The 23,653-nt window shown below is 63.1% G+C and carries 24 protein-coding genes; 9 read left to right on the top strand and 15 right to left on the bottom strand.

What is annotated here, in order from left to right; translation table 11 throughout:
• Positions 1 to 102: 102 nt before the first annotated feature.
• From NCR93_RS06600 to NCR93_RS06575, 6 genes are all read right to left on the bottom strand, one after another.
• Positions 103 to 1,491, bottom strand: a complete 1,389-nt coding sequence (locus NCR93_RS06600; RefSeq protein WP_008349838.1) for a replicative DNA helicase — start codon at positions 1,489 to 1,491, stop codon at positions 103 to 105.
• A gap of 123 nt (positions 1,492 to 1,614) precedes the next feature.
• Positions 1,615 to 2,070, bottom strand: a complete 456-nt coding sequence (gene rplI / locus NCR93_RS06595; protein ID WP_175980103.1) for a 50S ribosomal protein L9 — start codon at positions 2,068 to 2,070, stop codon at positions 1,615 to 1,617.
• A 29-nt stretch (positions 2,071 to 2,099) separates the two neighbouring features.
• Positions 2,100 to 2,375 (bottom strand): 30S ribosomal protein S18, encoded by a 276-nt coding sequence (rpsR, locus tag NCR93_RS06590; RefSeq protein WP_007000150.1) that lies wholly within the window; start codon positions 2,373 to 2,375, stop codon positions 2,100 to 2,102.
• A gap of 2 nt (positions 2,376 to 2,377) precedes the next feature.
• Entirely contained in the window at positions 2,378 to 2,677 is a 300-nt protein-coding gene (gene priB / locus NCR93_RS06585) for a primosomal replication protein N (protein ID WP_175980102.1), read from the bottom strand.
• 33 nt (positions 2,678 to 2,710) lie between these two features.
• On the bottom strand, positions 2,711 to 3,082 hold the full coding sequence (gene rpsF / locus NCR93_RS06580; protein WP_008349848.1) for a 30S ribosomal protein S6: 372 nt from the start codon (positions 3,080 to 3,082) through the stop codon (positions 2,711 to 2,713).
• 131 nt (positions 3,083 to 3,213) lie between these two features.
• Complete coding sequence (locus NCR93_RS06575) at positions 3,214 to 4,167, bottom strand: LysR family transcriptional regulator (protein WP_008349850.1); 954 nt, start codon at positions 4,165 to 4,167, stop codon at positions 3,214 to 3,216.
• 168 nt (positions 4,168 to 4,335) lie between these two features.
• On the opposite strand from NCR93_RS06575, the gene gcl reads away from it, so the two are divergent.
• The 4 genes from gcl (at position 4,336) to lysM (ending at position 8,717) form a co-directional block, all read left to right on the top strand.
• Positions 4,336 to 6,111 (top strand): glyoxylate carboligase, encoded by a 1,776-nt coding sequence (gcl, locus tag NCR93_RS06570; protein WP_175980101.1) that lies wholly within the window; start codon positions 4,336 to 4,338, stop codon positions 6,109 to 6,111.
• Between the two features lie 70 nt (positions 6,112 to 6,181).
• On the top strand, positions 6,182 to 6,982 hold the full coding sequence (gene hyi, locus NCR93_RS06565; protein WP_175980100.1) for a hydroxypyruvate isomerase: 801 nt from the start codon (positions 6,182 to 6,184) through the stop codon (positions 6,980 to 6,982).
• A 27-nt stretch (positions 6,983 to 7,009) separates the two neighbouring features.
• Positions 7,010 to 7,918 carry a 2-hydroxy-3-oxopropionate reductase gene (locus NCR93_RS06560; protein WP_175980099.1) on the top strand — a complete coding sequence of 303 codons (909 nt, stop codon included), beginning with the start codon at positions 7,010 to 7,012 and terminating at the stop codon, positions 7,916 to 7,918.
• Between the two features lie 304 nt (positions 7,919 to 8,222).
• A complete protein-coding gene (lysM, locus tag NCR93_RS06555) occupies positions 8,223 to 8,717 on the top strand; it encodes a peptidoglycan-binding protein LysM (RefSeq protein WP_175980098.1) in 495 nt (164 codons plus the stop codon).
• A gap of 767 nt (positions 8,718 to 9,484) precedes the next feature.
• Here the strand turns inward: lysM and NCR93_RS06550 are convergent.
• From NCR93_RS06550 to NCR93_RS06525, 6 genes are all read right to left on the bottom strand, one after another.
• Positions 9,485 to 10,486, bottom strand: coding sequence for an asparaginase (locus NCR93_RS06550; RefSeq protein ID WP_279613021.1), 1,002 nt, complete (start codon positions 10,484 to 10,486; stop codon positions 9,485 to 9,487).
• A gap of 21 nt (positions 10,487 to 10,507) precedes the next feature.
• Positions 10,508 to 11,434, bottom strand: a complete 927-nt coding sequence (locus tag NCR93_RS06545) for a CysB family HTH-type transcriptional regulator (protein WP_008349894.1) — start codon at positions 11,432 to 11,434, stop codon at positions 10,508 to 10,510.
• Between the two features lie 25 nt (positions 11,435 to 11,459).
• Positions 11,460 to 12,518: a sulfate/molybdate ABC transporter ATP-binding protein gene (locus NCR93_RS06540; RefSeq protein ID WP_008349896.1), complete on the bottom strand. Its 1,059-nt coding sequence runs from the start codon at positions 12,516 to 12,518 to the stop codon at positions 11,460 to 11,462.
• Between the two features lie 16 nt (positions 12,519 to 12,534).
• Positions 12,535 to 13,431 (bottom strand): sulfate ABC transporter permease subunit CysW, encoded by an 897-nt coding sequence (gene cysW / locus NCR93_RS06535; protein ID WP_175980096.1) that lies wholly within the window; start codon positions 13,429 to 13,431, stop codon positions 12,535 to 12,537.
• Complete coding sequence (gene cysT, locus NCR93_RS06530; RefSeq protein WP_008349900.1) at positions 13,428 to 14,312, bottom strand: sulfate ABC transporter permease subunit CysT; 885 nt, start codon at positions 14,310 to 14,312, stop codon at positions 13,428 to 13,430. The genes cysW and cysT overlap by 4 nt, the downstream gene beginning before the upstream one ends.
• Before the next feature lie 90 nt (positions 14,313 to 14,402).
• Complete coding sequence (locus tag NCR93_RS06525) at positions 14,403 to 15,425, bottom strand: sulfate ABC transporter substrate-binding protein (protein WP_175980095.1); 1,023 nt, start codon at positions 15,423 to 15,425, stop codon at positions 14,403 to 14,405.
• A 258-nt stretch (positions 15,426 to 15,683) separates the two neighbouring features.
• Between NCR93_RS06525 and lexA the strand changes: the two genes are divergently transcribed.
• From lexA to NCR93_RS06510, 3 genes are all read left to right on the top strand, one after another.
• Positions 15,684 to 16,361 (top strand): transcriptional repressor LexA, encoded by a 678-nt coding sequence (lexA, locus tag NCR93_RS06520; protein WP_008349903.1) that lies wholly within the window; start codon positions 15,684 to 15,686, stop codon positions 16,359 to 16,361.
• Positions 16,362 to 16,558: 197 nt separating this feature from the next.
• A complete protein-coding gene (locus NCR93_RS06515; RefSeq protein ID WP_008349906.1) occupies positions 16,559 to 16,885 on the top strand; it encodes a hypothetical protein in 327 nt (108 codons plus the stop codon).
• Between the two features lie 99 nt (positions 16,886 to 16,984).
• The gene (locus tag NCR93_RS06510; protein WP_175980094.1) at positions 16,985 to 17,584 is read left to right on the top strand and encodes a DUF2939 domain-containing protein; all 600 of its coding nucleotides are present in this window, start codon (positions 16,985 to 16,987) and stop codon (positions 17,582 to 17,584) included.
• A 35-nt stretch (positions 17,585 to 17,619) separates the two neighbouring features.
• Here NCR93_RS06510 and NCR93_RS06505 read toward each other — a convergent pair whose 3' ends face one another.
• On the bottom strand, positions 17,620 to 18,129 hold the full coding sequence (locus NCR93_RS06505; RefSeq protein WP_033535751.1) for a universal stress protein: 510 nt from the start codon (positions 18,127 to 18,129) through the stop codon (positions 17,620 to 17,622).
• Between the two features lie 313 nt (positions 18,130 to 18,442).
• On the opposite strand from NCR93_RS06505, the gene nodI reads away from it, so the two are divergent.
• Both nodI and NCR93_RS06495 read left to right on the top strand, forming a co-directional pair.
• Entirely contained in the window at positions 18,443 to 19,405 is a 963-nt protein-coding gene (nodI, locus tag NCR93_RS06500; RefSeq protein ID WP_008349912.1) for a nodulation factor ABC transporter ATP-binding protein NodI, read from the top strand.
• A gap of 4 nt (positions 19,406 to 19,409) precedes the next feature.
• Entirely contained in the window at positions 19,410 to 20,255 is an 846-nt protein-coding gene (locus NCR93_RS06495; RefSeq protein WP_175980093.1) for an ABC transporter permease, read from the top strand.
• A 61-nt stretch (positions 20,256 to 20,316) separates the two neighbouring features.
• On the opposite strand, the gene gnd is transcribed toward NCR93_RS06495, so the two are convergent.
• Both gnd and tkt read right to left on the bottom strand, forming a co-directional pair.
• Positions 20,317 to 21,297 carry a phosphogluconate dehydrogenase (NAD(+)-dependent, decarboxylating) gene (gene gnd, locus NCR93_RS06490; protein ID WP_175980092.1) on the bottom strand — a complete coding sequence of 327 codons (981 nt, stop codon included), beginning with the start codon at positions 21,295 to 21,297 and terminating at the stop codon, positions 20,317 to 20,319.
• 5 nt (positions 21,298 to 21,302) lie between these two features.
• Positions 21,303 to 23,396 carry a transketolase gene (tkt, locus tag NCR93_RS06485; RefSeq protein ID WP_008349918.1) on the bottom strand — a complete coding sequence of 698 codons (2,094 nt, stop codon included), beginning with the start codon at positions 23,394 to 23,396 and terminating at the stop codon, positions 21,303 to 21,305.
• Positions 23,397 to 23,653 lie beyond the last annotated feature (257 nt).

The raw sequence follows: 23,653 nt of genomic DNA, 5'->3' as shown, positions 1-23,653 counted from the left end.
TCAAACTGACATATTGTACCTGTGTGCACTACCCGACGCACCGCGCGCATCTGACGCGCGGCCGCTATTGCCCCGGACTTGACAGCGGTTGCGGTAACTGGCCTATTCGCCGCCGTAGAAGTTTTGTGCGCCCGCGAAGTTGTCGAACTTCGTGTATTGGCCGTGGAAGGTCAGGCGAACCGGCCCGATCGGACCGTTACGCTGCTTGCCGATGATGATTTCCGCCGTGCCCTTGTCGGGGCTGTCGGGATTGTAGACTTCGTCACGATAGATGAAGAGGATCACGTCCGCGTCCTGTTCGATAGCGCCCGATTCGCGCAGGTCCGACATGATCGGCCGCTTGTTCGGACGCTGCTCGAGACCGCGATTCAGCTGCGACAGCGCGATGACCGGCACGTCGAGTTCCTTCGCGAGGCTCTTCAGCGAACGCGATATCTCGGAGATTTCGGTCGCGCGGTTTTCGCCGCCGCCCGAGCCGGACATGAGCTGCAAGTAATCGACGATGATGAGGCCGAGCTTGCCGCACTGCCGCGACAAACGCCGCGCGCGCGAGCGCAGTTCCATCGGATTCAGGCCGCCGGTTTCGTCGATGAAAAGTTGCGCCTCGCTCATTTTCTGGACGGCGTGCGTGAGCTTCGGCCAGTCTTCGTCGGTGAGACGCCCGGTGCGCATGCGATGCTGGTCCAGCCGGCCGACCGAGCCGAGCATACGCATGGTGAGCTGCGTGCCGGGCATTTCCATCGAGAACACGGCGACGGGCAAGCCGTATTCCACGGCCACGTATTCGCCGATATTCATCGAAAAGGCCGTCTTACCCATCGACGGGCGGCCCGCCACGATGATCAGCTCGCCGCCGTGCATGCCCGACGTCATGCGGTCGAGGTCGACGAAGCCTGTCGGCGTGCCGGTCACATCGCTTGGATTGGCTGTGTGATAGAGCGTGTCGATGCGCTCGACGACTTGCGTCAAGAGCGGTCCGATCTCCAGAAAACCCTGCGTGCCGCGCGCGCCCTCTTCGGCGATCGAGAACACGCGCGCTTCGGCTTCGTCGAGAATCTGGCGGACTTCCTTGCCTTGCGGATTGAACGCATCGGCGGAGATTTCATCGGCGACGGAAACCAGACGGCGCAGCACCGCACGATCGCGCACGATCTCCGCGTAACGGCGGATATTCGCCGCGCTCGGCGTGTTCTGCGCGAGCGCGTTCAGATACGCGAGCCCGCCCACTTCCTCGGCCTTGCCGGCCATCGTGAGCGCTTCGTAGACGGTGATGACGTCCGCCGGACGCGTCGAAGCAATCAGCTTGCCGATATGCTCATAAATGATGCGATGGTCGTAGCGATAGAAATCGCCCTGATGCATCACATCGGCGATGCGGTCCCATGCGGCGTTGTCCAGCAGCAGGCCGCCGATCACGGATTGCTCGGCTTCGATCGAGTGCGGCGGGACCTTCAGCGCGTCGAGTTGCGGGTCTTTGGACGGTGCGTTCATGGGGTGGAATTATCGATGAATTCAGCGCGTAGGAACAACGCTCAGACAAATAAAAAAGGCAGGAACCTCGACGGTTCCTGCCTTTCTTTCGTGCGTTGCGAGACGCGAGGCCTCGCCTGAAACTTACGCGTGCTCGCCGAGCACCGACACGTTGACGTCGACGAGGACGTCCGTGTGCAGCGCCACTTGAACCGGATGGTCGCCGACCATCTTGATCGGGCCTTGCGGCAGACGCACTTGCGCCTTTTCCACTTCCGCGAAGCCTTGCTTCTTCAGCGCGTCAGCGATGTCCGCATTCGTGACCGAACCGAACAGACGGCCGTCGACGCCAGCCTTCTGGGCGATCTGAACCGTGAAGCCGTTCAGCTTTTCGCCCTGAGCTTGTGCGGCTGCCAGCTTTTCAGCGGCGACCTTTTCGAGGTCCGCGCGGCGAACTTCGAATTCGGCGATTGCGTCCTTGGTCGCGCGGCGTGCCTTCTTGCCGGGGATCAGGAAGTTACGTGCGTAGCCGTCCTTGACCTTGACGATATCGCCGAGGTTGCCCAGGTTGACGACCTTTTCCAAAAGAATGATTTGCATTTTTGGCTTTCCTTAGTGCGTCGTCTGATTTAGGCCTTGTGCAGGTCGGTGTACGGCAGGAGCGCGAGGAAACGCGCGCGCTTGATTGCCGTGTCGAGCTGGCGCTGATAGTGCGCCTTCGTGCCAGTCAGACGAGCCGGCGTGATCTTGCCGTTTTCGCCGATGAAGTCCTTCAGCGTTTCCGTGTCCTTGTAGTCGATGTACTCGACACCGGCTGCCGTGAAACGGCAGAACTTCTTGCGCTTGAAGAGCGGGTTTTGTTGCTGACGACGCTTGTCGAATTTCTTACCAGTCGGGCGGGGCATGATTAGTCCTTTCCAATGTCCTGCAATTCTGTGATGTGAAACACCAAGGTTCGCGCGTTACGGCTTCTCTTCGCCAGAAAGCCCGTGAAGCGTGTTTCGACGCCCATCGGACAGCTTTCCAGTTTGCCGCTCGCTTCGCCGGCCGCGACCGCCTGCAGAGTCAGTTCGACTTTCCGGGCGATGCCCGCCTCGACGACTTCTGCCGCGTGTTGCAACGTGCAGCTTGCGATCGGGATGCCGGCGGGCGTGTACCGCACCGGTTCGCGTTCCACGACGCTCGCTGTCAGTTGCAGCCGGTTCACTTAAACCTTGGTGGCTGTGGCGAAAGATTCGCCTTAAGCCTGCGCTTCGGACGGCTGGCTGGCCGCCTTCTTGGCTTCTTCGCGCTGCACTTCCTTCATCATCGGCGACGGGCTGGTTTCAGCCTTCTTCATCTTGACGATAAGGTGACGCAGAACGGCGTCGTTGAACTTGAATGCGTGCTCCAGCTCTTCGAGCGTAGCCTGATCGCATTCGATGTTCATGCAGACGTAGTGAGCCTTCGCGAGTTTCTCGATCATGTAGGCCAGTTGGCGACGGCCCCAGTCCTCGATGCGGTGGATCTGACCACCGTGCGACGTGATCGTGCTCTTGTAGCGCTCGATCATCGCGGGCACCTGCTCGCTTTGATCGGGGTGCACGATAAAGACGATTTCGTAATGACGCATATTCACTCCTTGTGCTGACTTTTGGATGAAAGCCACCCGGGCGTCGGACCGGTGCGGCAAGTGAGAAGCCAAAGATTATAGCTTTTCGTGCGCGCTCGCGCAAATGCAAATTCGAACGCCTTTTCAAGCAGTTAGCGGCCGCGCGCGTGCTCGCGCTGCGGTTCGCCGGGAAGCGTCAGCCGACGGCTCCAATATCCGGGTTGCGCGTAGATTTCCTTAAGATAATCAATAAAGTAGCGCACGCGCGCAGGCACGTAGCGCTGCTGCGGATAGACCGCGAGGATGTCGTAATCGGGAAGTTCGAAGTCGTCGAGCACGGTTTCGAGTTCGCCCGATTCCAGTTGCCGCTGAATTTCCCACGTCGAGCGCCAGCCGAGCCCGAGCCCTTCCGAAGCCCAGCGATGCAGCAATTCGCCGTCGTTGCAGTCGAGGTTGCCGGTCACGCGCACGGTCACGACCTTGCCATTGCGGCGGAAATACCAGCCGCGGTTCTGCCCGCCCTGCAGATTGAACGCGAGGCAATTGTGATTCGGCAGGTCTTCGAGCGTTTTCGGCCGGCCGTGCTTCTTGAAGTACGCGGGCGTGCCGCAGACGACGCGCCGGTTGCTCGCCAGCTTCACCGCGACGAAATTCGGATCGACCGCGCCGCCGATGCGAATCGACAGGTCATAGCCCTCGCGCACCAGATCGACGACGCGATCGGTCAGATTGAACGACATCTGCAATTCCGGTTTGTCGCGCAGGAACGGCGGCGCGTGCGGCGCGACGTGCATGCGCCCGAAGGCCGCCGGCGCCGACACGATCAGATGCCCGCCCACCGCGCGCCGTCCCGCCGCCAGTTCGTTCTCAGCCTGATCCCAGTCCGCGAGCAGGTTCTTGCAGCGGTCGAGGAACGCCGCGCCCTCTTCGCTCACGACGAGCCGTCGCGTCGAGCGATACATCAGCTTCACGCCGAGGCGCTTTTCGAGCGCGTCGATGCGCCGTCCCAGAATCACGGGCGACACGCCCTCTTCCAGCGCCGCCGCCGCGAGACTGCCCGCCTCGGCCACGCGCACGAACGTCTCTATCTGCTTGAAGCGGTCCATCTGCGTCTCCCGCCGATGCCTCATCACTCGGGCATTCGATACTTTTTGTTTGGAAAAAAGCGACTGACGCTGATCTTATCAAAACTTTTTCACAGACTTAAAGTGCAACGGAACCCTGCTTGAATGCAGACAGCGATTTCGGATAGAGACCCCAGGAAGGAGACAACCATGCCCAAAATGAGAGCCGTCGACGCAGCCGTCCTCGTGCTGGAAAAGGAAGGAATCGATACCGCGTTCGGTGTGCCGGGCGCGGCCATCAACCCGTTTTACTCCGCGATGAAAAAGTCGGGCGGCATCAGCCACGTGCTGGCGCGTCACGTCGAAGGCGCATCGCACATGGCCGAAGGTTATACCCGCGCGGCGCCGGGCAACATCGGCGTGTGCATCGGCACGTCGGGCCCGGCGGGCACGGACATGATCACCGGCCTCTACTCCGCCCAGGCCGATTCGATTCCGATTCTCGCGATCACCGGCCAGGCGCCGCGCGCGCGTTTGTACAAGGAAGATTTCCAGGCCGTCGATATCGAATCGATCGCCAAGCCCGTCACGAAGTGGGCTGTCACCGTGCGCGAGCCGGCGCTCGTGCCGCGCGTGTTCCAGCAGGCTTTCCATCTGATGCGCTCGGGCCGTCCGGGTCCGGTGCTCGTCGATTTGCCGATCGACGTGCAGCTCGCCGAAATCGAATTCGACATCGACACGTACGAGCCGCTGCCGGTCTACAAGCCGAAAGCGACGCGCGCGCAGATCGAAAAAGCGCTGACGATGCTCAACGACGCCGAAAAGCCGTTGATCGTCTCGGGCGGCGGCGTGCTGAACGCGGCGGCGGAAGATCTGCTCGTGCAGTTCGCGGAAACGCTCGGCGTGCCGGTCATTCCGACGCTCATGTCGTGGGGCGCGATTCCCGACGATCATCCGCTGATGGCCGGCATGGTCGGCTTGCAGACGTCGCACCGCTACGGCAACGCGACGATGCTCGCCTCCGATTTCGTGCTCGGCATCGGCAATCGCTGGGCGAATCGCCACACGGGCAGCGTCGAGGTTTACACCAAGGGCCGTAAGTTCGTGCACGTGGATATCGAGCCGACGCAGATCGGCCGCGTGTTTGGACCGGATCTCGGCATCGTCTCGGATGCGAAGGCGGCGCTCGAACTGTTCGTCGAAGTGGCGAAGGAATGGAAGGCCGCGGGCAAGCTGAAGGACCGCGGCGCGTGGGTCGCGGACTGCCAGCAGCGCAAGCGCACGATGCAGCGCAAGACGCACTTCGACAATGTGCCGATGAAGCCGCAGCGCGTCTACGAAGAGATGAACCTCGCGTTCGACCGCGACACCTGCTTCGTCACGACGATCGGTCTGTCGCAGATCGCCGGCGCGCAGTTCCTGCACGTGTTCAAGGCGCGCAACTGGATCAACTGCGGCCAGGCCGGCCCGCTCGGCTGGACGATCCCGGCCGCGCTCGGCGTGCGTGCCGCGGACCCGCAACGCAAGATCGTCGCGCTCTCGGGCGACTACGATTTCCAGTTCATGATCGAAGAGCTCGCCGTCGGCGCGCAATTCAAGCTGCCGTACGTGCACGTCGTCGTGAACAACTCGTATCTCGGCCTGATCCGTCAGGCGCAGCGCGGCTTCGACATGGACTACTGCGTGCAGCTCGCGTTCGACAACATCAACGCACCTGAGCTCGAAGGCTATGGGGTCGATCACGTCGCGGTCGCCGAGGGTCTCGGCTGCAAGGCGCTGCGCGTGTTCAAGCCGGAAGACATCGCGGGCGCGCTGAAGCAGGCGCAAGCGTTGGCGGTGGAGCATCAGGTGCCGGTCGTCGTCGAGATGATTCTCGAACGCGTGACCAACATCGCGATGGGCACCGAGATCGACGCGATCAACGAGTTCGAAGAGCTCGCCGAAACGAAGGCGGATGCACCGACCGCCGTTACGCCGCTCGACTAAAGCATCGCCGCCGCGCGTTCATGCAGGAACGCGCGGCGTGCATCCACTGACCGACCATCAGGAAAGAACAATGCCGAAATTTGCCGCGAATTTGACCATGCTGTTCAACGAAGTCCCGTTTCTCGACCGCTTCGCCGCGGCCGCGAACGCGGGTTTCAAAGCGGTCGAGTTCCTGTTCCCCTATGCCTTCTCGATCAGCGACATCCAGACGCGCCTGAAGGACAACGACCTGCAGATCGTGCTGCACAACCTGCCTGCCGGCAACTGGGAAGCGGGCGAGCGCGGCATCGCGTGTCTGCCGGATCGTGTCGCGGAATTCCGCGACGGCGTGCCGCGCGCGATCGAATACGCGAAGGCGCTGAACGTGCCGCAACTGAACTGTCTCGTCGGGATTCCGACGGCGGGCGTATCGGCGGATCAGGCGCGCGCGACCATCGTCGAAAACTTGCGCTTCGCAGCGGAAGCGCTCAAGAAGGAAGGCATCCGCTTGCTCGTCGAGCCGTGCAACGCGTACGACATTCCGGGCTTCGCGCTGAATCGCTCGAAGGAAGGACTGGACGTGATCCAGGCCGTCGGCTCGGACAATCTGTTCTTGCAGTACGACATCTATCACATGCAGCGGATGGAAGGCGAACTCGCCGCGACGATCACGAAGAACCTGCCGAAGATCGCGCATATCCAGCTCGCCGATAACCCCGGCCGCAACGAACCCGGCACGGGCGAGATCAACTACCCGTTCCTGTTCGGGCTGCTCGACGAGATCGGCTATCAAGGCTGGATCGGCTGCGAGTACAAGCCGCTCAACGGCACGGAAGCGGGCCTCGGCTGGCTGCAGAACATCGGCGGCGTGAAGCAGCACGCGACCGCTTAAACCAGACACATAGGAGGAGCTAGAAGTATGGCAACGATCGGTTTCATCGGCCTCGGCATCATGGGCGCGCACATGGCGCGCAATCTCATCAAGGGCGGCCACAAGCTCGTCGTGAACGGCAAGTTTCCGGTGCCGGACGATATCCGCGCGCAGACGCAGGTCGTCGCGGACTCGACCGAAGTCGCACAGGCGAGCGAAATCGTCATCACGATGGTGCCCGACACGCCCGATGTCGCCGCCGTGCTGTTCGCCGATGACGGCGTCGCGAAGGGTCTGACGAAGGGCAAGCTCGTGATCGACATGAGCTCGATCGCCCCGCTCGAAACGCAGGAGTTCGCGAAGAAGATCAACGCGCTCGGCTGCGACTATCTCGACGCGCCGGTGTCCGGCGGCGAAGTCGGCGCACGCGAAGCGACGCTCACGATCATGGTCGGCGGCCCGGAGAAGTCGTTCAATATCGCGAAGCCGCTGTTCGAACTGATGGGCAAGAACATTTCGCTCATTGGCGACAACGGCGCGGGTCAGACTTGCAAGGTCGCGAATCAGATCATCGTCGCGCTGAACATCGAGGCGGTCGGCGAGGCGCTGCTCTTCGCGGCACGCTCGGGCGCCGACCCGGAGCGCGTGCGTAAAGCGCTGATGGGCGGCTTCGCGTCGTCGCGCATTCTCGAAGTGCACGGCGAGCGCATGACGAAGCGCACGTTCAATCCGGGCTTCCGTATCGAACTGCATCAGAAGGACCTAAATCTTGCGCTCGACGGCGCGCGCAAGATGGGCCTCGCCCTGCCCCACACCGCGAGTGCGCAGCAGCTTTTCAGCGTATGTGCGGCGAACGGCGGCAAGGCGTGGGATCACTCGGCGCTCGTGCGTGCGCTCGAAATCATGTCGAACTTCCAGGTGGCCGACGAGCCGCAGCAGGCGAAAGCCGCTGCGTGATTCGCGTCACCTGAACCGTGGGGCGTCCCGCGTATGGGCACGCGGGACAAATGCCGCTCTGGGCTGAGGGCGGCAAAGTGGGGTCCGAGAAGCGGCACCCGGCGGTGCGCCGGGTAAGCCTTGGTCGGTCAGACGGTTTGTCGTCGGGTGTCCGCGTCGGATTGTTGCAAACTGCGTCCTCACGCCGATGCATAGGCGGTGCTACAAATCCTTTTGTTGAAACTCAGAACTATCCGGTGGTCATCGCGACTAATCTGCCTAGACTTCGCGGGCCGTAACACCACCGTCAACCAAGGAGTGAACAATGGGAATCCTCAGCTTTATCAAGGAAGCAGGCGAGAAACTCTTCGGCGCAGCCACGCCGAGCGCGCAGGCGGCGCCCGCTGCGGCACCCGTGGATGTCGCCGCGCTAAATCAGAAGGCAGGCGAAGCCATCGCGACGTACATTCGTTCGCAGGGTCTCAATGCGGACAATCTCGATGTGAAATATGACGGCGCTTCGCATACGGTGACCGTTTCGGGTCAGGCGCCGGATCAGGCCACGAAGGAAAAGATTCTCGTCGCCGCGGGCAATGTGCAGCATGTCGATAAGGTCGACGATAAGCTGACCGTGCCGAGTAGCGAGCCTGAATCGCAGTATTACACCGTCGTGTCGGGGGACAATCTTTGGAAGATCGCCGAGAAGTATTACGGCAATGGGTCCAGGAACGATGTGATCTTCGAAGCGAATAAGCCGATGTTGAAGAGTCCGGATAAGATCTATCCGGGGCAAGTGTTGCGGATTCCTGCTGTTAACTGATTGTCTCTGCTCTACTCGAGAACGCGGACTTCGGTTCGCGTTTCTGCTTTCTGCTGAGGTGGATCTTGGTTTGCCTGCGCTTCTCGGCAATCCTGTGATCGTGTCGGTCTATTAGCGTTGCCCCTGTGCGGGGCGGCACTCACTTTCTTTGCTGCTGCAAAGAAAGTAAGCAAAGAAAGCAGCTCCTGATACGCCCGCGGTCACACGCAATTTGGGTAGTCCTCTCGTCCATCGTGGGCTGCCTAAAGAGTGCCCTCAAACACCTAATCGGGCTTGGCTCGCGCACGGTCTGCCACATCGCACCACACAATAAACTGGTTCAGCACCAAATAGCTCCAGCCCGCTTCGCGGCCGACCGGTCAAGCGGGGATGCATGTGCTTCTCTACTAACGTCTCCATCTCACTGCAATCGCCGCCCTTTGGTTTCCCTTGCATACCCGGCGGCAGCGCGTAGCGCTGTGCCGAAGCTGTTTCGTGCTGAACCAGTGTCCTCAGCGTTTTCGGGCGGCGGACCGTGCGCGATCCAAGCTCGGTTGGGCCTATGAGGGCACTCTTTAGGCGAGTGCCGCCTGTGACGAGAGAACTACCCAAATTGCGTGTGACCGCGGGCCTGAAAAGCTGCTTTCTTTGCCTACTTTCTTTGCAGCAGCAAAGAAAGTAGGTGCCGCCCCGCACAGGGGCAACGCTAATAGACCGACACGAATACAGGATTCCACGACCGACCGCCCGACCAACCGGCGGCCCGCCCGCCCAACACCCCAAACACCTCAATAAACATCAAAAACGCGCTGCACGTCCTGCACATTCGAAGCCACTGCAAGCATAAGCAGCACCCGCGCCTTATAAGGATTCAGCGTCCCCGCGCTGACCGTCCCGAGCGCATCATCGTTAGCGGCGCCGTTGCGCATCACATGTCCCGAACCCACGCGCGAAGCGCGCACCACGGCAACGCCCTGCTTCACCGCATCAGCGAGCGCCTGCGTGAGCACCGCATGCATCGAGCCGTTGCCCGTGCCCGCGACGACGATACCCCTCACGCCCGCAGCAACAAGCGCATCGACCGTCACACGAGACACATCCGCGTAGCTCGCGACGATCTCGACCATCGGCCATCGATCGGCGACAGCGAACTCGCTCGCGACGGTATGCGCCCGCACGACCGTGCGCTGAAACTCGACGCGTCCGTCCTGCACGAACCCGAGCACACCGGTCTCAGGCGAGCGAAACGCATCGACGGCATAAGTGCTCGTCTTGGTGACATCGCGCGCGCTGTGAATCTGATTGTTGAAAGCGACGAGCACGCCCTTGCCCGCCGCATCGTTCGACGCCGCGACCGTCACCGCATTGAGCAAATTCAACGGGCCATCGGCGGAAAGCGCGGTCGATGGGCGCATCGCCGCCGTCAGCACGACGGGCTTCGCGCTCTTCACCGTGAGATGCAGCAGATACGCGGTTTCTTCGAGCGTATCGGTGCCGTGCGTGACGACGACGCCATCGATATCGTCCTGCGCAAGCAGCTCATCGATACGCCGCGCGAGTTGCGTCCACAGCGCGGCGCTCATGTCCTTGCTGTCGATGCTCGCGATCTGTTCCGCGTGGATTCGCGCAACCGAGCCGAGCGCGGGCACGGCGTCGAGCAGCTTGTCGACGCCGACGACGCCCGCCTTGTAGCCCGCGGTCTTGGAGGAATCGCCGGCCTGACCGGCAATCGTGCCGCCCGTGGCAAGCACGGCGACACGAGGAAGCGAGGAAGTATTCATGCCGGCGATTGTAAAACAGCCGGCACGACTCTAAGCGGCTTCGCGAAGCTGCGCGGCGATCTGCGCTTCATCGAGTTGCGGCGCGAACATTTCGATCAGCCGATACGCATACGCGCGCAAGAACGCGCCCTTTCGCAAGCCGACACGCGTCGTGCTCGCCTCGAACAGATGCTGCGTATCGAGCGCGACGAGCTCGGTGTCGCGCTTCGCGTCATACGCCATCGCCGCGACGATGCCGATACCCATGCCCAGTTCGACATACGTCTTGATGACGTCGGCATCGATTGCGGTCAGCACGATATCGGGCATCGCGCCCGCGCTCGCGAACGCCTGATCGACGTGCGAACGCCCGGTGAAATCGTTGTCGTACGTGACGATCGGATATTCGGCGATCTGCTCGAGCGTGATGTTCTCGCGCCCGACGAGCGGATGATCCTTCGGCACAACGACCGTGTGATGCCACGAATAGCAGGCAAACGTGACGATGTCCGGATAACGGTCGAGCGCTTCGGTCGAGATGCCGATATCCGCTTCGCCGTTGATGATCATCTGCGCGATCTGCTGCGGGCTGCCCTGACGCAGCGCGAGATGCACCTTCGGAAACACCTCGGTGAACTGGCGGATGACCTTCGGCAACGCGTAACGCGCCTGCGTGTGCGTCGTCGCGACGACGAGATGGCCGTTGTCCTGATCCGCGAACTGGCGCGCGACGCGCCGCAGATTCTCGGCATCGAGCAGCATGCGCTCGATCAGCTGATGCACTTCCTTGCCCGGCTCGGTCAGTCCCGTCAGACGCTTGCCGCGGCGGATGAAGATATCGACGCCGAGTTCGTCCTCGAGATCCTTGATCTGCTTCGACACGCCCGACTGCGACGTGTAAAGGACGTTGGCGACCTCCGTCAGATTCATGTTCTGACGCACGGCCTCGCGCACGAAGCGCAACTGCTGGAAGTTCATGTCAGCCTCTTTGATTTTTATGATGTCACTGCGCGGGAAACACTCGCAACGCGCGTGGAACGGCGGTCACGCCATCGCCGATATCGAGCCTGAGCGCGCGCCACGCCTCGCGATCCAGTTCTGCCTCGATCACGCCGCCCGCGTTGCCTTCGAGCTCGACGCGCACCGAGCCGCCCAGCGTCACGACGCGCCGCACGCCCACCACGATGCCGTCGCGATGCGTGCCGTCGGCGGGATACAGCGCGAGATCATGCGGACGCACGTACGCGAGCGCCCGCCCGCTGAAATGCGCCTGAGCCGCGATCGGGCTCGCGGCGCCATCGGCGATGAAGCCGTTCGCGTTCACTTCGCCCTGCAGCCGGTTCGCGGCGCCGAGAAACTCGTAGACGAAGGACGTCTGCGGATGATCGTACACGTCTTGCGGACTGCCCACCTGCTCCACGCGGCCATGATTCATTACGACGATGCGATCCGCCACTTCGAGCGCCTCTTCCTGGTCGTGCGTGACGAAGAGCGTCGAGATATGCAGATCGTCGTGCAGCCGGCGCAGCCAGCTGCGCAGTTCCTTGCGCACTTTGGCGTCGAGCGCGCCGAACGGCTCGTCGAGCAGCAGCACTTTCGGCTCGACGGCAAGCGCCCGCGCCAGCGCAATACGCTGCCGCTGTCCGCCTGACAGTTCCGACGGAAAACGCTCCGCGAGCCAGTCGAGTTGCACGAGCTTCAGCAGCTCATGCACTTTCTCGCGAATTTTCGCTTCGCTCGGACGCTCGCGGCGCGGCTTCACGCGCAAGCCGAACGCGACGTTCTCGAACACGGTCATGTGCCGGAACAGCGCGTAATGCTGGAACACGAAGCCGACCTGACGCTCGCGCGCGCCGACCGCCGCGACGTCTTCGCCGTGCAGCACGACCTGTCCCGCATCGGCGAATTCGAGGCCCGCGATCACGCGCAAGAGCGTGGTCTTGCCGCAGCCCGAAGGCCCGAGCAGCGCGACCAGTTCGCCCGCCGGAAAGTCGAGCGACACGTTGTCGAGCGCGGTGAAATCGCCGAAGCGTTTTTGCAGATTGCGAACGATGATGCTCATGATGTTTATCGGCCTCTCAATTCTGTGCGGTGGCTTTTGCGGCGGTCAATGCTTGCGTCATGCGGCGCTCCGCGAGAAGTTTCAGCGCGAGCGTCACGAGCGCGAGCAGCGCCAGCAGCGACGCCACCGCGAACGCAGCCGAGAAGTTGTATTCGTTGTAGAGAATTTCGACGTGCAGCGGCATCGTGTCCGTCTGCCCGCGGATGTGCCCGGACACCACCGACACCGCGCCGAACTCGCCCATCGCGCGCGCGTTGCAGAGAATCACGCCGTAGAGCAGGCCCCACTTCACGTTGGGCAGCGTCACGCGCCGGAAGATCTGCCATCCCGATGCGCCGAGCACGTGCGCCGCTTCCTCTTCGTCGTTGCCTTGCGCCTGCATCAGCGGAATGAGTTCGCGCGCGACGAACGGAAACGTGACGAAGATCGTCGCGAGCACGATGCCGGGCACCGCGAAGATGATCTGCACGTCGTGCGCGGCGAGCCACGGGCCGAACCATCCTTGCGCGCCGAACATCAGCACATAGACGAGACCCGAGATGACCGGCGACACCGAGAACGGCAAGTCGATGAGCGTCGTCAGGAGCGCCTTGCCGCGAAACTCGAACTTCGCGATCGCCCACGACGCCGCCAGTCCGAAGACGACATTCAGCGGCACGGCGATCGCGGCGGTGATCAGCGTGAGCTTGATCGCGGACCACGCGTCGGGATCCTTCAGCGACTCGAAGTAATAGTCGATGCCCTTGGCGAACGCCTGCACGAACACCGCGACGAGCGGCACGACGAGAAAGAACGCGAGAAACGCGAGTGCGATACCGGTCAGGAGCCATCGCACGGCGCGCGGCTCGGTGACGGGATTGAGGCCGTGCGCGTCGCGCTGTGTCGTCGTCTGCAATGGAAGCACCTCGCTCATGCCGTTTCTCCCGCTGCCAGGGAGACGTTGACCGGCGCCGCGCCCGTCTTGCTCGTGCGGCGCTGCAGCCACCATTGCAGCGTGTTGATCAACAGAAGCATCAGGAACGACACGCACAGCATCACGACGGCGAGCGCGGTCGCGCCGGCATAGTCGTACTGTTCGAGCTTCGTGATGATGAGCAGCGACGTGATCTCCGACTTCATCGGCACGTTGCCCGCGATGAAAATCACCGAGCCGTATTCGCCCAAGGCGCGCGCGAACGCGAGTGCGAAGCCCGTCAGCAGCGCCGGAAAGAGCGACGGCAGCACGACGCGCCGGAACGTGAGCCAGCGCGTCGCGCCGAGGCACGCGGCGGCTTCTTCCTGCTCGCGCTCGAAGTCTTCGAGCACGGGCTGCACGGTACGCACGACGAACGGCAGGCCGATGAACGTCAGCGCGACGAGCACGCCGAGCGGCGTGAACGCGACCTTGATGCCGAGCGGCGCGAGATATTGCCCGATCCAGCCATTGCCCGCGTAGACCGCGGCGAGCGAAATGCCGGCGACCGACGTCGGCAGCGCGAACGGCAGATCGACCATCGCATCGACGATGCGCTTGAACGGGAACGTGTAGCGCACGAGCACCCACGCGACGAGAAAACCGAACACCGCGTTGATGAGCGCGCCGCCGAGCGCCGCGCCGAACGTCAGCCGATACGATGCGAGCACGCGCGGCGACGTCACCGCGCGCACGAACTGCGCCCAGTCGAGCGTCGCCGTCTTAGCGAAGGTGGCGGCAAGCGGAATCAGCACCACGAGGCTCAGATAAGCCACCGTGATGCCGAGTGTCAGGCCGAAACCGGGTAGCGCGCTCGGTTTCCTGAATGTGAGAGTCGTCATCCTTGAATCATCCTTTTTGCGCGCGGGGTGGGCGCGCGTTGCTGCTTCGGGCGCGCGGCGTCTTGAACGCGCCGCGTCGCCGGTTGACGCTTATTGCGGCTGATAGATCGAATCGAACACGCCGCCATCCGCGAAATGCGTCTTCTGCGCCTTGGTCCAGCCGCCGAAGGTGTCGTCGATGGTATAGAGCTTCAGCTTCGGAAACTGCTTCGTCAGATCGGCGGGCACCTTGTCCGAACGCGGCCGATAGAAATTGCGCGCGGCGATCTGCTGCCCTTCGTCGCTATACAGATACTTGAGATACGCTTCGGCGAGCTTGCGCGTGCCGTGTTTGTCGACGACCTTGTCGACCACCGCGACCGGCGGCTCCGCCAGAATGCTCACCGACGGCACGACGATCTCGAACTTGTCCGGACCGAATTCCTTCAGCGACAGGAACGCCTCGTTTTCCCACGCGATGAGCACGTCGCCCTGACCGCGCTGCACGAAGCTCGTCGTCGCGCCGCGCGCGCCGGAATCCAGCACGCCGGCGTTCTTGTAGAGCTTCGTCACGAACTCCTTGGCGGTCTGCTCGTTGCCGCCCGGCTTGTGCTGCGCGTACGCCCACGCCGCGAGGTAGTTCCAGCGCGCGCCGCCCGATGTCTTCGGATTCGGCGTGACGATCGACACGCCCGGCTTCGTCAGATCGTCCCAGTCCTTGATGTGCTTCGGATTGCCCTTGCGCACGAGAAACACGATCGTCGACGTGTACGGCGATGCGTTGTCCGGCAGGCGCTTCTGCCAGTCCGCGCCGACGAGTCCCTTGCCCGCGAGCGCGTCGATGTCATAAGCGAGCGCGAGCGTAACGACGTCCGCCTGCAGTCCGTCGATGACCGCGCGCGCCTGGCCGCCCGACCCGCCATGCGACTGCTTGAAGGTTACGGTCTCGCCCGTCTCCGCCTTCCACTTTTTCGCGAAAGCCTGATTGAAGTCCTGATACAGCTCGCGGGTCGGGTCGTAGGAAACGTTCAGAAACGACGTATCCGCCTGCGCCGGCGCCGTCATGATCAAACCCGCCGCGCCAAGCGTCGCCGCAGCAAGAAGCCGTCGCAATCCCGTGTTGAAGCTTTGCATTCCCCGTTCTCCGTCTTATCGAATTGACGGAATCAGTCTAACGAGGCCTCTATATGATTGAAAATAATCGTTCTTCACTTTTTTATACGCAAAACTGCTAAGAACGATATTCCTGGATGGAACAAGCGCCGGCGGGCGCGATCCGACGGTGCGAAGGCTTCGTGGCCGCGAACTTAAAGTAATGCTTGAAAAGCGCCAAATACTGTATAAAAATACAGTCACCTGTCCATTCATACAGTGCATCAGGGGCTCGAGCCAGTGACCAAAACATCAAAACTTACCGCGCGGCAGCAGCAGGTGTTCGAACTCATCCAGCGCGCGATCGACCGCACGGGCTTTCCGCCCACGCGCGCCGAGATCGCGGCGGAGCTCGGCTTCAGTTCGGCCAATTCCGCCGAGGAGCACCTCAGGGCGCTGGCCCGCAAGGGCGTCATCGAGCTGGCGGCGGGTTCGTCGCGCGGCATCCGGCTGCTCGGCGATGCATCTCGCATCGATCGGTCCGAGGAGCTGCCGCATCAGTTTACGCTGCCGCATCAGAGCATCATGCAATTGTCTCTGCCGCTCGTCGGCCGGGTCGCGGCGGGGAGTCCTATCCTCGCGCAAGAGCACATCTCGCAGCACTATGCGTGCGACCCCGCGCTCTTCTCCAGCAAGCCGGACTATCTGTTGAAGGTGCGCGGCCTCTCGATGCGCGACGCAGGCATTCTCGACGGCGATCTTCTCGCCGTGCAAAAGCGCAACGAAGCGAAAGACGGACAGATCGTCGTCGCGCGTCTTGGCGACGACGTCACGGTCAAGCGCTGGAAACGGCGCGCGGACGGCGTCGAACTGATCGCCGAAAACCCCGAGTATGAAAACATCTTCGTGCGCGCCGGCAGCGGCGATTTCGCGCTTGAAGGCATTGCCGTCGGGCTGATCCGCTCCGGCGAGTTCTGATGTTGGCCCGCGAACGGGCAAGGCACGAAAGTCGAAACACATTACTTTCGCACCGAGACACGAAATGTCTCATTGACATCGCAAGATAGCCTCACCAACCGCTTTCGACACCTGATTCAGGCGTCTCACAACACAACAAGCATGACGGCCACCGCGCGCGGTGCGCCGCGGTGCGTCCTATCGTCTGGAGAGTCATCATGGAACGTTTTGCCCGTCTGCTGCCCTTCCGTCAATTCGGCCGCCTGCGCCATCTGCGCACGCTGATCGCCTGCGGCATGCCGCGCGCCGAAGCCACGCCCGATCTCTTCAACGAAATGCCCGCGTTGCCGTCCCGTCAGCCGGCCTTCGCTCGCGTTTCCCTCAACAGCACGGTGCACGCCGAGGCCGAGCAGCGCGCGCCAGTGCGCGTGTATCGCGGGCAATCGCGCGTGATTCTGGTGGGCAAGATCGACGAGGTTTCGCGCATGATCGACCGCTGCATCGCCGAGGAAAATGCCGGGCTGGCCGGCGGAATCCTCGCCTGAATGGAACGCCTTCGCACGCACGACGTGAATTCACGGGATTTAACCGACGCCCGCGCGGTCAATCCGTAATTCACGTTTTGCAAGAGGCTTGGCCCAAGCATGTCCCGCACTACCCGTTCTATTGTCGTTACGCTCGTCGTCCTGGTTATCGTCGCGGCGCTCGGTTTCGTTTACGCATCGCCTTACATCGCACTCGATCGCGTGAAGCGCGCGGCCGATGCGCGCGATGCGCAAACCGTCAACGAATACGTCGATTTTCCGGCGTTGCGCGCGAGCCTCAAGGACCAGATCGCGGCGCTGCTCACGCGTCGCGTGGATATTCAAAAGAGCGGGAATCCGCTTGCGATCATCGGTGCGATGATCGGCGCGGCGCTCGTCGGTCCGCTGGTGGATTCGTATGCCACACCGGACGGCGTCGCGGCGATTCTGAACGGCATCCCGCCGCGCGGCGATCCGGGCGAGCGTCCGCCGCAAGCTGGCGACGGCGCACCAGCGAATGCGGGGAATGGGCCCGCGTCCGGCGTCACGACCGCACGGCAGCCGCCGAAAGAGCCACCGCAGACGACGGCGGGTTATCGAAGCCTGAACACGTTCGTCGTCACGTATCAACACGGCGCCGGCGATGCGCGATACTCCGCGATCTTCCACCGCAACGGGCTCGTGTCGTGGAAGCTCGTCGCGGTCGATCTCAACGGTTGACGCGTCAAGCGTCGCGGTTCACGCTTCGCACCGCATCACGCCCCGGCTTCGGCCTTGACGGGCTTCGCCGCGTACGCCGCTTCGTCTTCCGCTTCGGCCGATTCACCGGCCTGACAGACGGCAACCAGGATGCTGCACTTCACGCGATCCAGCAGCGGCGTGTTGCCCGCGCCCATCCACCAGCGCGCGAGGCCGCTGCGGCAGCGATGCCCGACGACGACGAGATCGACCTGAAGGCTGTCGGCGAGCGCCGCGATTTCGTCGATCGGATGGCCGAACGCGAAATGTCCCTGTGCCTGAAGGCCACGCTCGCGCAGCCATTCGACGCCCTCTTGCAGGATGTCGCGCGCGGCCTCTTCGAAGCGTCCGCAGGCCATGTCGGTTAGCAGTCCGGCGCTCTGCGCGATGCTCGAGCGCATATCCACCACCGCGAGCACATGCGTCTCCGCATTCAGGTCGAGCGCGAGATTGGCGCCCTGACGCAGTGCCTTGCGGCCTTCTCTGGAGCCGTCGTAGCACAGCAGGATTTTTCGGTAGCTCTCCATCTTGACCTCCCTGGCCAACGTGCCGTTGAGCGCGACTTGCCCGCGGCGTTGATTCATCATCGTGCGTCGTCCCATGGGAGACAACGCTGGAAAACGCTTACCGGCGCGAACACGCTAGCTCGCACCGTGCCAGAACCACAAAAACGTCGACGGACAAGCCTCTGGCACTTTCGGCCGGAACCGGTTCGACGCGCCCCGCACGGGTTTGACACGCGCGCGCAGCATGCGGTTGCACGCCAAGCGCCGCCTTGGTGCAATGGATTACACTAGCCCGCTGGGTTTCCCTCATCCGGCTTTCCCTGCGCACAGATGCATGACTGATCAATCTTTGCAACAAAGCGCTACACGCGACGCCGATGGAAACCGCGCACCCGCCATCGAATTCAGCGAAGTAAGGAAGCACTACGGCGAGCGCACGGTCGTCGACGGCCTGTCGTTCGATGTGCGGCCCGGCGAATGCTTCGGACTGCTCGGACCGAACGGCGCGGGCAAGACGACGACGCTCAAGATGCTGCTCGGCATCACTTCGCCCGATAGCGGCGCGATCCGTCTCGTCGGCGAGCCGGTGCCCGCGCGCGCCCGATTCGCCCGCGAGCGCGTGGGCGTCGTGCCGCAGTTCGACAATCTCGATCCCGATTTCACTGTCCGCGAAAATCTGACGGTGTTCGGCCGCTACTTCGGCCTGACGGGCGCGCGCATGGATGCGCTCGTACCGTCGCTCCTGGAGTTCGCGCGGCTGGAGAGCAAGGCCGATGCGCGCGTCGGCGAGTTGTCGGGCGGCATGAAGCGGCGTCTCACGCTCGCGCGCGCGCTCGTCAACGATCCCGATGTGCTCGTGATGGACGAACCGACCACCGGGCTCGATCCGCAAGCGCGGCATCTGATCTGGGAGCGTCTGCGCTCGCTGCTTGCGCGCGGCAAGACCATCCTGCTGACGACGCATTTCATGGAAGAAGCCGAGCGTCTCTGCGATCGCCTGTGCGTGATCGAGGAGGGCCGCAAGATCGCCGAAGGACGGCCGCGCGAGCTGATCGAATCGGTGATCGGCTCGGACGTGATCGAAATCTACGGACCCGATCCGCAAGCGCTCGCCGCCGAGCTTGCGCCGCTCGTCGCGCGCATGGAAGTGAGCGGCGAGACGCTCTTTTGCTACGTCGACGATCCGCAGCCCGTGCATGCGCGCGTGAAGGGCCGCGCGGACGTGCGCTATCTGCATCGTCCGGCGAATCTCGAAGATGTTTTCCTGCGTCTCACCGGACGTGAGATGGTGGACTGAGCCAATGGATACGCTCGAACGATCCCGCATCGACAAACAGCGCGAGCCGAAGCGCGCACAAAACCTCACGCCGCTTTCCAGCGCGTTGCCCGCGAACGCCACGCACTGGATGTCCGTGTGGCGGCGCAACTATCTCGTCTGGAAGAAACTCGCGATCGCCTCGATGATCGGCAATCTCGCCGATCCGATGATCTACCTCTTCGGCCTCGGCCTCGGTCTGGGCCTGATGGTCGGGCACGTCGACGGCGTGTCGTATATCGCGTTCCTCGCGGCGGGCACGGCGGCGTCGAGCGTGATGATGTCCGCGAGCTTCGAATCGATGTACTCGGGCTTCTCGCGCATGCACGTTCAGCGCACCTGGGAAGCGATCATGCACACGCCGCTCACGCTCGGCGATATCGTGCTTGGCGAGATCGTCTGGGCCGCGAGCAAGTCGGTGCTGTCGGGCGTGGCGATCATGATCGTCGCGGGCGCGCTCGGCTATGCGAGCTTTCCGTCGATGCTGATCGCGTTGCCGGTCATCGTGCTGACAGGACTCGCGTTCGCCAGCACGGCGATGGTCGTCACCGCGCTCGCGCCGAGCTACGACTTCTTCATGTTCTATCAGACGCTCGCGCTCACGCCGATGCTCCTGCTCTCCGGCGTCTTCTTTCCCATCGCGCAACTGCCCGCGATCGCGCAACACGTCACGCAGGTCTTGCCGCTGTATCACGCTGTGGAGCTGATCCGTCCGGCGATGCTCGGCCGCCCGTTCGACGGCTTCGCGCTGCATGCGCTCGTGCTCTGCGCGTATGCGGTCGTGCCGTTCTTCCTGTGCGCGTGGCTTTTCAGGCGGCGCATGATGAAATGAAAAACGGCGATGGACTTCGAAAGCCGATCGCCGTTTTGACATCGCCGAAAAGGAAAGCGCGCTACTTCACCGGAAACTCGTGATGCCCGCCGAAGCCGAAGCGCATCGCGGACAACATGCGTTCCGGGAACGATTCGGCATCGCGCGAACGGAACCGCGTGTACAGCGCCGCCGACAGCACTTGCGCCGGCACCGCTTCCTCGATTGCCGCTTCGATCGTCCATCGTCCTTCGCCGCTGTCCGCGACTTCGGTGGAATAGCGATCGAGCGAGCCGTCGCCCGCGAGCGCGCCCGCGGTCAGATCGAGCAGCCACGACGACACCACGCTGCCGCGACGCCACACTTCCGCGATATCGGCGAGATCGAGCGAGTAACGCTCGTTCTCCGGCAGTTCCGTCGAGTCCTTGCGCTCGAGCACGTGAAAGCCTTCGGCATAGGCCTGCATCAGTCCGTATTCGATGCCGTTGTGCACCATCTTGACGAAATGCCCCGACCCGACCGGCCCGCAGTGCATGTAGCCGTTCTCGACGCGCGCATCGCGTCCTTCGCGGCCCGGCGTCGCGGGAATGTCGCCGCGTCCCGGCGCGAGCGTCGCGAGAATCGGATCGATGCGGCGCACGACCGGCTCGTCGCCGCCGATCATCATGCAGTAGCCGCGCGTCAGGCCCCACACGCCGCCCGACGTGCCGACATCGACGTAATGGATGCCCTGCTCGCGCAACTGCGCGGCGCGGCGGATATCGTCCTTGTAGAAGCTGTTGCCGCCGTCGATGATCACGTCGTCCGCGCCGAGGATCTTGTTCAGATCGTTGAGCGTGTCTTCGGTGATTTTCCCCGCCGGCAGCATCAGCCAGACGACGCGCGGCGCGGTCAGTTTCGCGACGAGATCGCCGAGATCCTTCGCGCCCGTCGCGCCTTCGCTCGCGAGCGCTTCGGTGGCCTCCGGATTGTGGTCGTACACGACGCACGTATGTCCGCCGCGCATGAGCCGCCGCCCGATGTTGCCGCCCATGCGCCCCAGTCCCACGATGCCGATCTGCATGATGGTCACTCCTTCCCGTTGGATTTCACGCGTTCGATCTGCTTCTTCGCGGCGTCGTAGACCGCTTCGGGCGTGAAGCCGAACTTCGTCTTCAGCGCCTTCAATGGCGCGGATGCGCCGAACGTGTGCATGACGATCTGCGATCCGAGGCGGCCGACGTAGCGGTCCCAGCCGAGCGTCGCCGCCTGCTCGACGCACACGCGCGCATGCACGTCCGGCGGCAGCACCGATTCCTTGTACGCGAGATCCTGCTTCTCGAAGATGTCCCAAGACGGCATCGACACGACGCGCGCCGCGACGCCTTCGCTTGTCAGCTTCTCGTACGCCTCGACGCAAAGCGACACTTCGCTGCCCGTCGCGAGCAGCAGCACCTCGGGCTTCTTGCCGCCTTCGGTATCGGCGAGCACGTAGGCGCCGCGCTTCACGCCTTCGGCGGACGCGTATTTCTTGCGGTCGAACGTCGGCAGCGGCTGGCGCGTCAGCACGATGCACGACGGCTCCTTCGGATGCGTCAGCGCGACGCGCCACGCTTCTGCGACTTCGTTCGCGTCGGCGGGACGCAGCGTGCACAGGCCCGGCACGCCGCGCAGCGAGGCGAGCTGCTCGATCGGCTGATGCGTCGGACCGTCTTCGCCGACGCCGATCGAATCGTGCGTGAACACGTAGATCACCGGCACTTCCATGATCGCGGACAGGCGGATCGGCGGCTTCATGTAGTCGCTGAAAATCAGGAACGTCGATCCGTACGGACGCAAGCCCGACAGCGCGAGGCCGTTGCAGACCGCGCCCATGCCGTGCTCGCGAATGCCGAAGTGCAGATTGCGTCCGCCGTAGCTGTCGTGCTCGAAGCTGCCCGCGCCTTCGAACTTCAGATTCGTCTTCGTCGATGGTGACAGGTCTGCCGCGCCGCCGATCAGCCACGGCACGCGCGGCGCAATCGCATTCAGCACCTTGCCGGACGAATCGCGCGTCGCGAGGCCCTTGGCGTCCGCCTCGAAGGTCGGGATGTCCGCGTCCCAGTTGTCGGGAAGCTTGCCTTCGAGCATCTGCCACGCTTCTTTCGCGAGTTCCGGATTGGCCTTCTCGTAGGCGTCGAAGCGCTGCTTCCACTCGGCGTGCAGCTTCTTGCCGCGCGCGCCCATGCCGTCGGCGAAGTGCTGCATGACGCCGTCGGGCACGTAGAACTGCTTGTCCTCCGGCCAGCCGTAGAACTTCTTCGCGAGCTTGACCTCTTCCTCCCCGAGCGCCTCGCCGTGCGCGCTCGCGGTGTTCTGCTTGTTCGGCGCGCCCCAGCCGATGATGCTTTTCACGACGATCAGCGTCGGCTTGTCGGTGTGCGACTTCGCCTTGTTGATGGCGGCTTCGAGCGCGTCCGCGTCGTTGGCGTCGTCGACGTGCAGCGTGTGCCAGTTGTAGCCGTGAAAGCGCGCTTCCACGTCGTCGCTGTAGGCGAGCTCCGTATGGCCTTCGATGGTGATGGTGTTGCTGTCGTAGATCCAGATGAGATTCGACAGCCGCAGATGCCCCGCGAGCGACGCCGCTTCGTGCGACACGCCTTCCATCATGTCGCCGTCGCCGCACAGTGCGTAGACGCGGTAATCGAAGAGCTTGTCGTCGCCCTTGTTGAAGCGGCTCTCCTTCCAGCGCGCGGCCATCGCCATGCCCACGCTGTTGCCGAGGCCCTGGCCGAGCGGTCCGGTCGTCGTCTCGACGCCGGTCGTCATGCGGTATTCCGGATGGCCCGGCGTCTTGCTGTCGAGCTGGCGGAACTGCTTGATATCGTCGATCGACACGGCGGGCTTGCCGGTCGGCTTGCCGTCGCCGTCGAACTCCTTCACGCCGGCCAGATGCAACAGCGAGTACAGCAGCATCGACGCATGCCCGACCGACAGCACGAAGCGGTCGCGATTCGGCCATAGCGGCGCGTCGGGATCGTAACGAAGATGGTTCTGCCACAGATGGAATGCGACCGGCGCGAGCGCCATCGGCGTGCCGGGGTGGCCGGAATTGGCCTTCTGCACGGCGTCCATCGAGAGCGTGCGGATGGTGTCGATCGTGAGGCGATCGAGATCTTTGGCCTGAGGTGTTGCTTGAGACATGAGCGACGACTCCTTTGCGAAGAGCGCGCTGTGGCGAGGGGCGCCGCAGCGGGCAACCAGGACCATCGAGCAAGTGCAGTGCCTTACGAAAAGCACCGCACCGCGAATGACACGGGAGCGCGCCGCGAATCCTCGGGTGCGGGATTCGGGCGGCGTTACGGCAGAGTACGGGCCAAAAGTCAGGCCGGTATTACAGAGCGATAAACGACGGGCACGCGAACGTCAATGCTGACACATTCGCGGCAAAGGCATGCAAT

The sequence above is a fragment of the Caballeronia sp. ATUFL_F1_KS39 genome, assembly GCF_023630985.1.
GTDB lineage: Bacteria > Pseudomonadota > Gammaproteobacteria > Burkholderiales > Burkholderiaceae > Caballeronia > Caballeronia zhejiangensis.
Note: the sequence above shows the minus strand (reverse complement) of the source record. Positions and strands in the feature narration are given on the sequence as shown.

Bases quoted from the DNA above. Each gene is read 5' to 3' on its own strand.
- cysT (WP_008349900.1), bottom strand. From the start codon at position 14,312: ATGACGACTCTCACATTCAGGAAACCGAGCGCGCTACCCGGTTTCGGC.
- NCR93_RS06505 (WP_033535751.1), bottom strand. From the start codon at position 18,129: ATGGAGAGCTACCGAAAAATCCTGCTGTGCTACGACGGCTCCAGAGAA.
- rplI (WP_175980103.1), bottom strand. From the start codon at position 2,070: ATGCAAATCATTCTTTTGGAAAAGGTCGTCAACCTGGGCAACCTCGGC.
- tkt (WP_008349918.1), bottom strand. From the start codon at position 23,396: ATGTCTCAAGCAACACCTCAGGCCAAAGATCTCGATCGCCTCACGATC.
- cysW (WP_175980096.1), bottom strand. From the start codon at position 13,431: ATGAGCGAGGTGCTTCCATTGCAGACGACGACACAGCGCGACGCGCAC.
- rpsF (WP_008349848.1), bottom strand. From the start codon at position 3,082: ATGCGTCATTACGAAATCGTCTTTATCGTGCACCCCGATCAAAGCGAG.
- NCR93_RS06575 (WP_008349850.1), bottom strand. From the start codon at position 4,167: ATGGACCGCTTCAAGCAGATAGAGACGTTCGTGCGCGTGGCCGAGGCG.
- NCR93_RS06510 (WP_175980094.1), top strand. From the start codon at position 16,985: ATGTCCCGCACTACCCGTTCTATTGTCGTTACGCTCGTCGTCCTGGTT.
- nodI (WP_008349912.1), top strand. From the start codon at position 18,443: ATGACTGATCAATCTTTGCAACAAAGCGCTACACGCGACGCCGATGGA.
- gcl (WP_175980101.1), top strand. From the start codon at position 4,336: ATGCCCAAAATGAGAGCCGTCGACGCAGCCGTCCTCGTGCTGGAAAAG.
- NCR93_RS06545 (WP_008349894.1), bottom strand. From the start codon at position 11,434: ATGAACTTCCAGCAGTTGCGCTTCGTGCGCGAGGCCGTGCGTCAGAAC.
- NCR93_RS06600 (WP_008349838.1), bottom strand. From the start codon at position 1,491: ATGAACGCACCGTCCAAAGACCCGCAACTCGACGCGCTGAAGGTCCCG.
- NCR93_RS06540 (WP_008349896.1), bottom strand. From the start codon at position 12,518: ATGAGCATCATCGTTCGCAATCTGCAAAAACGCTTCGGCGATTTCACC.
- NCR93_RS06560 (WP_175980099.1), top strand. From the start codon at position 7,010: ATGGCAACGATCGGTTTCATCGGCCTCGGCATCATGGGCGCGCACATG.
- gnd (WP_175980092.1), bottom strand. From the start codon at position 21,297: ATGCAGATCGGCATCGTGGGACTGGGGCGCATGGGCGGCAACATCGGG.
- NCR93_RS06495 (WP_175980093.1), top strand. From the start codon at position 19,410: ATGGATACGCTCGAACGATCCCGCATCGACAAACAGCGCGAGCCGAAG.
- hyi (WP_175980100.1), top strand. From the start codon at position 6,182: ATGCCGAAATTTGCCGCGAATTTGACCATGCTGTTCAACGAAGTCCCG.
- NCR93_RS06525 (WP_175980095.1), bottom strand. From the start codon at position 15,425: ATGCAAAGCTTCAACACGGGATTGCGACGGCTTCTTGCTGCGGCGACG.
- lysM (WP_175980098.1), top strand. From the start codon at position 8,223: ATGGGAATCCTCAGCTTTATCAAGGAAGCAGGCGAGAAACTCTTCGGC.
- rpsR (WP_007000150.1), bottom strand. From the start codon at position 2,375: ATGCCCCGCCCGACTGGTAAGAAATTCGACAAGCGTCGTCAGCAACAA.
- NCR93_RS06515 (WP_008349906.1), top strand. From the start codon at position 16,559: ATGGAACGTTTTGCCCGTCTGCTGCCCTTCCGTCAATTCGGCCGCCTG.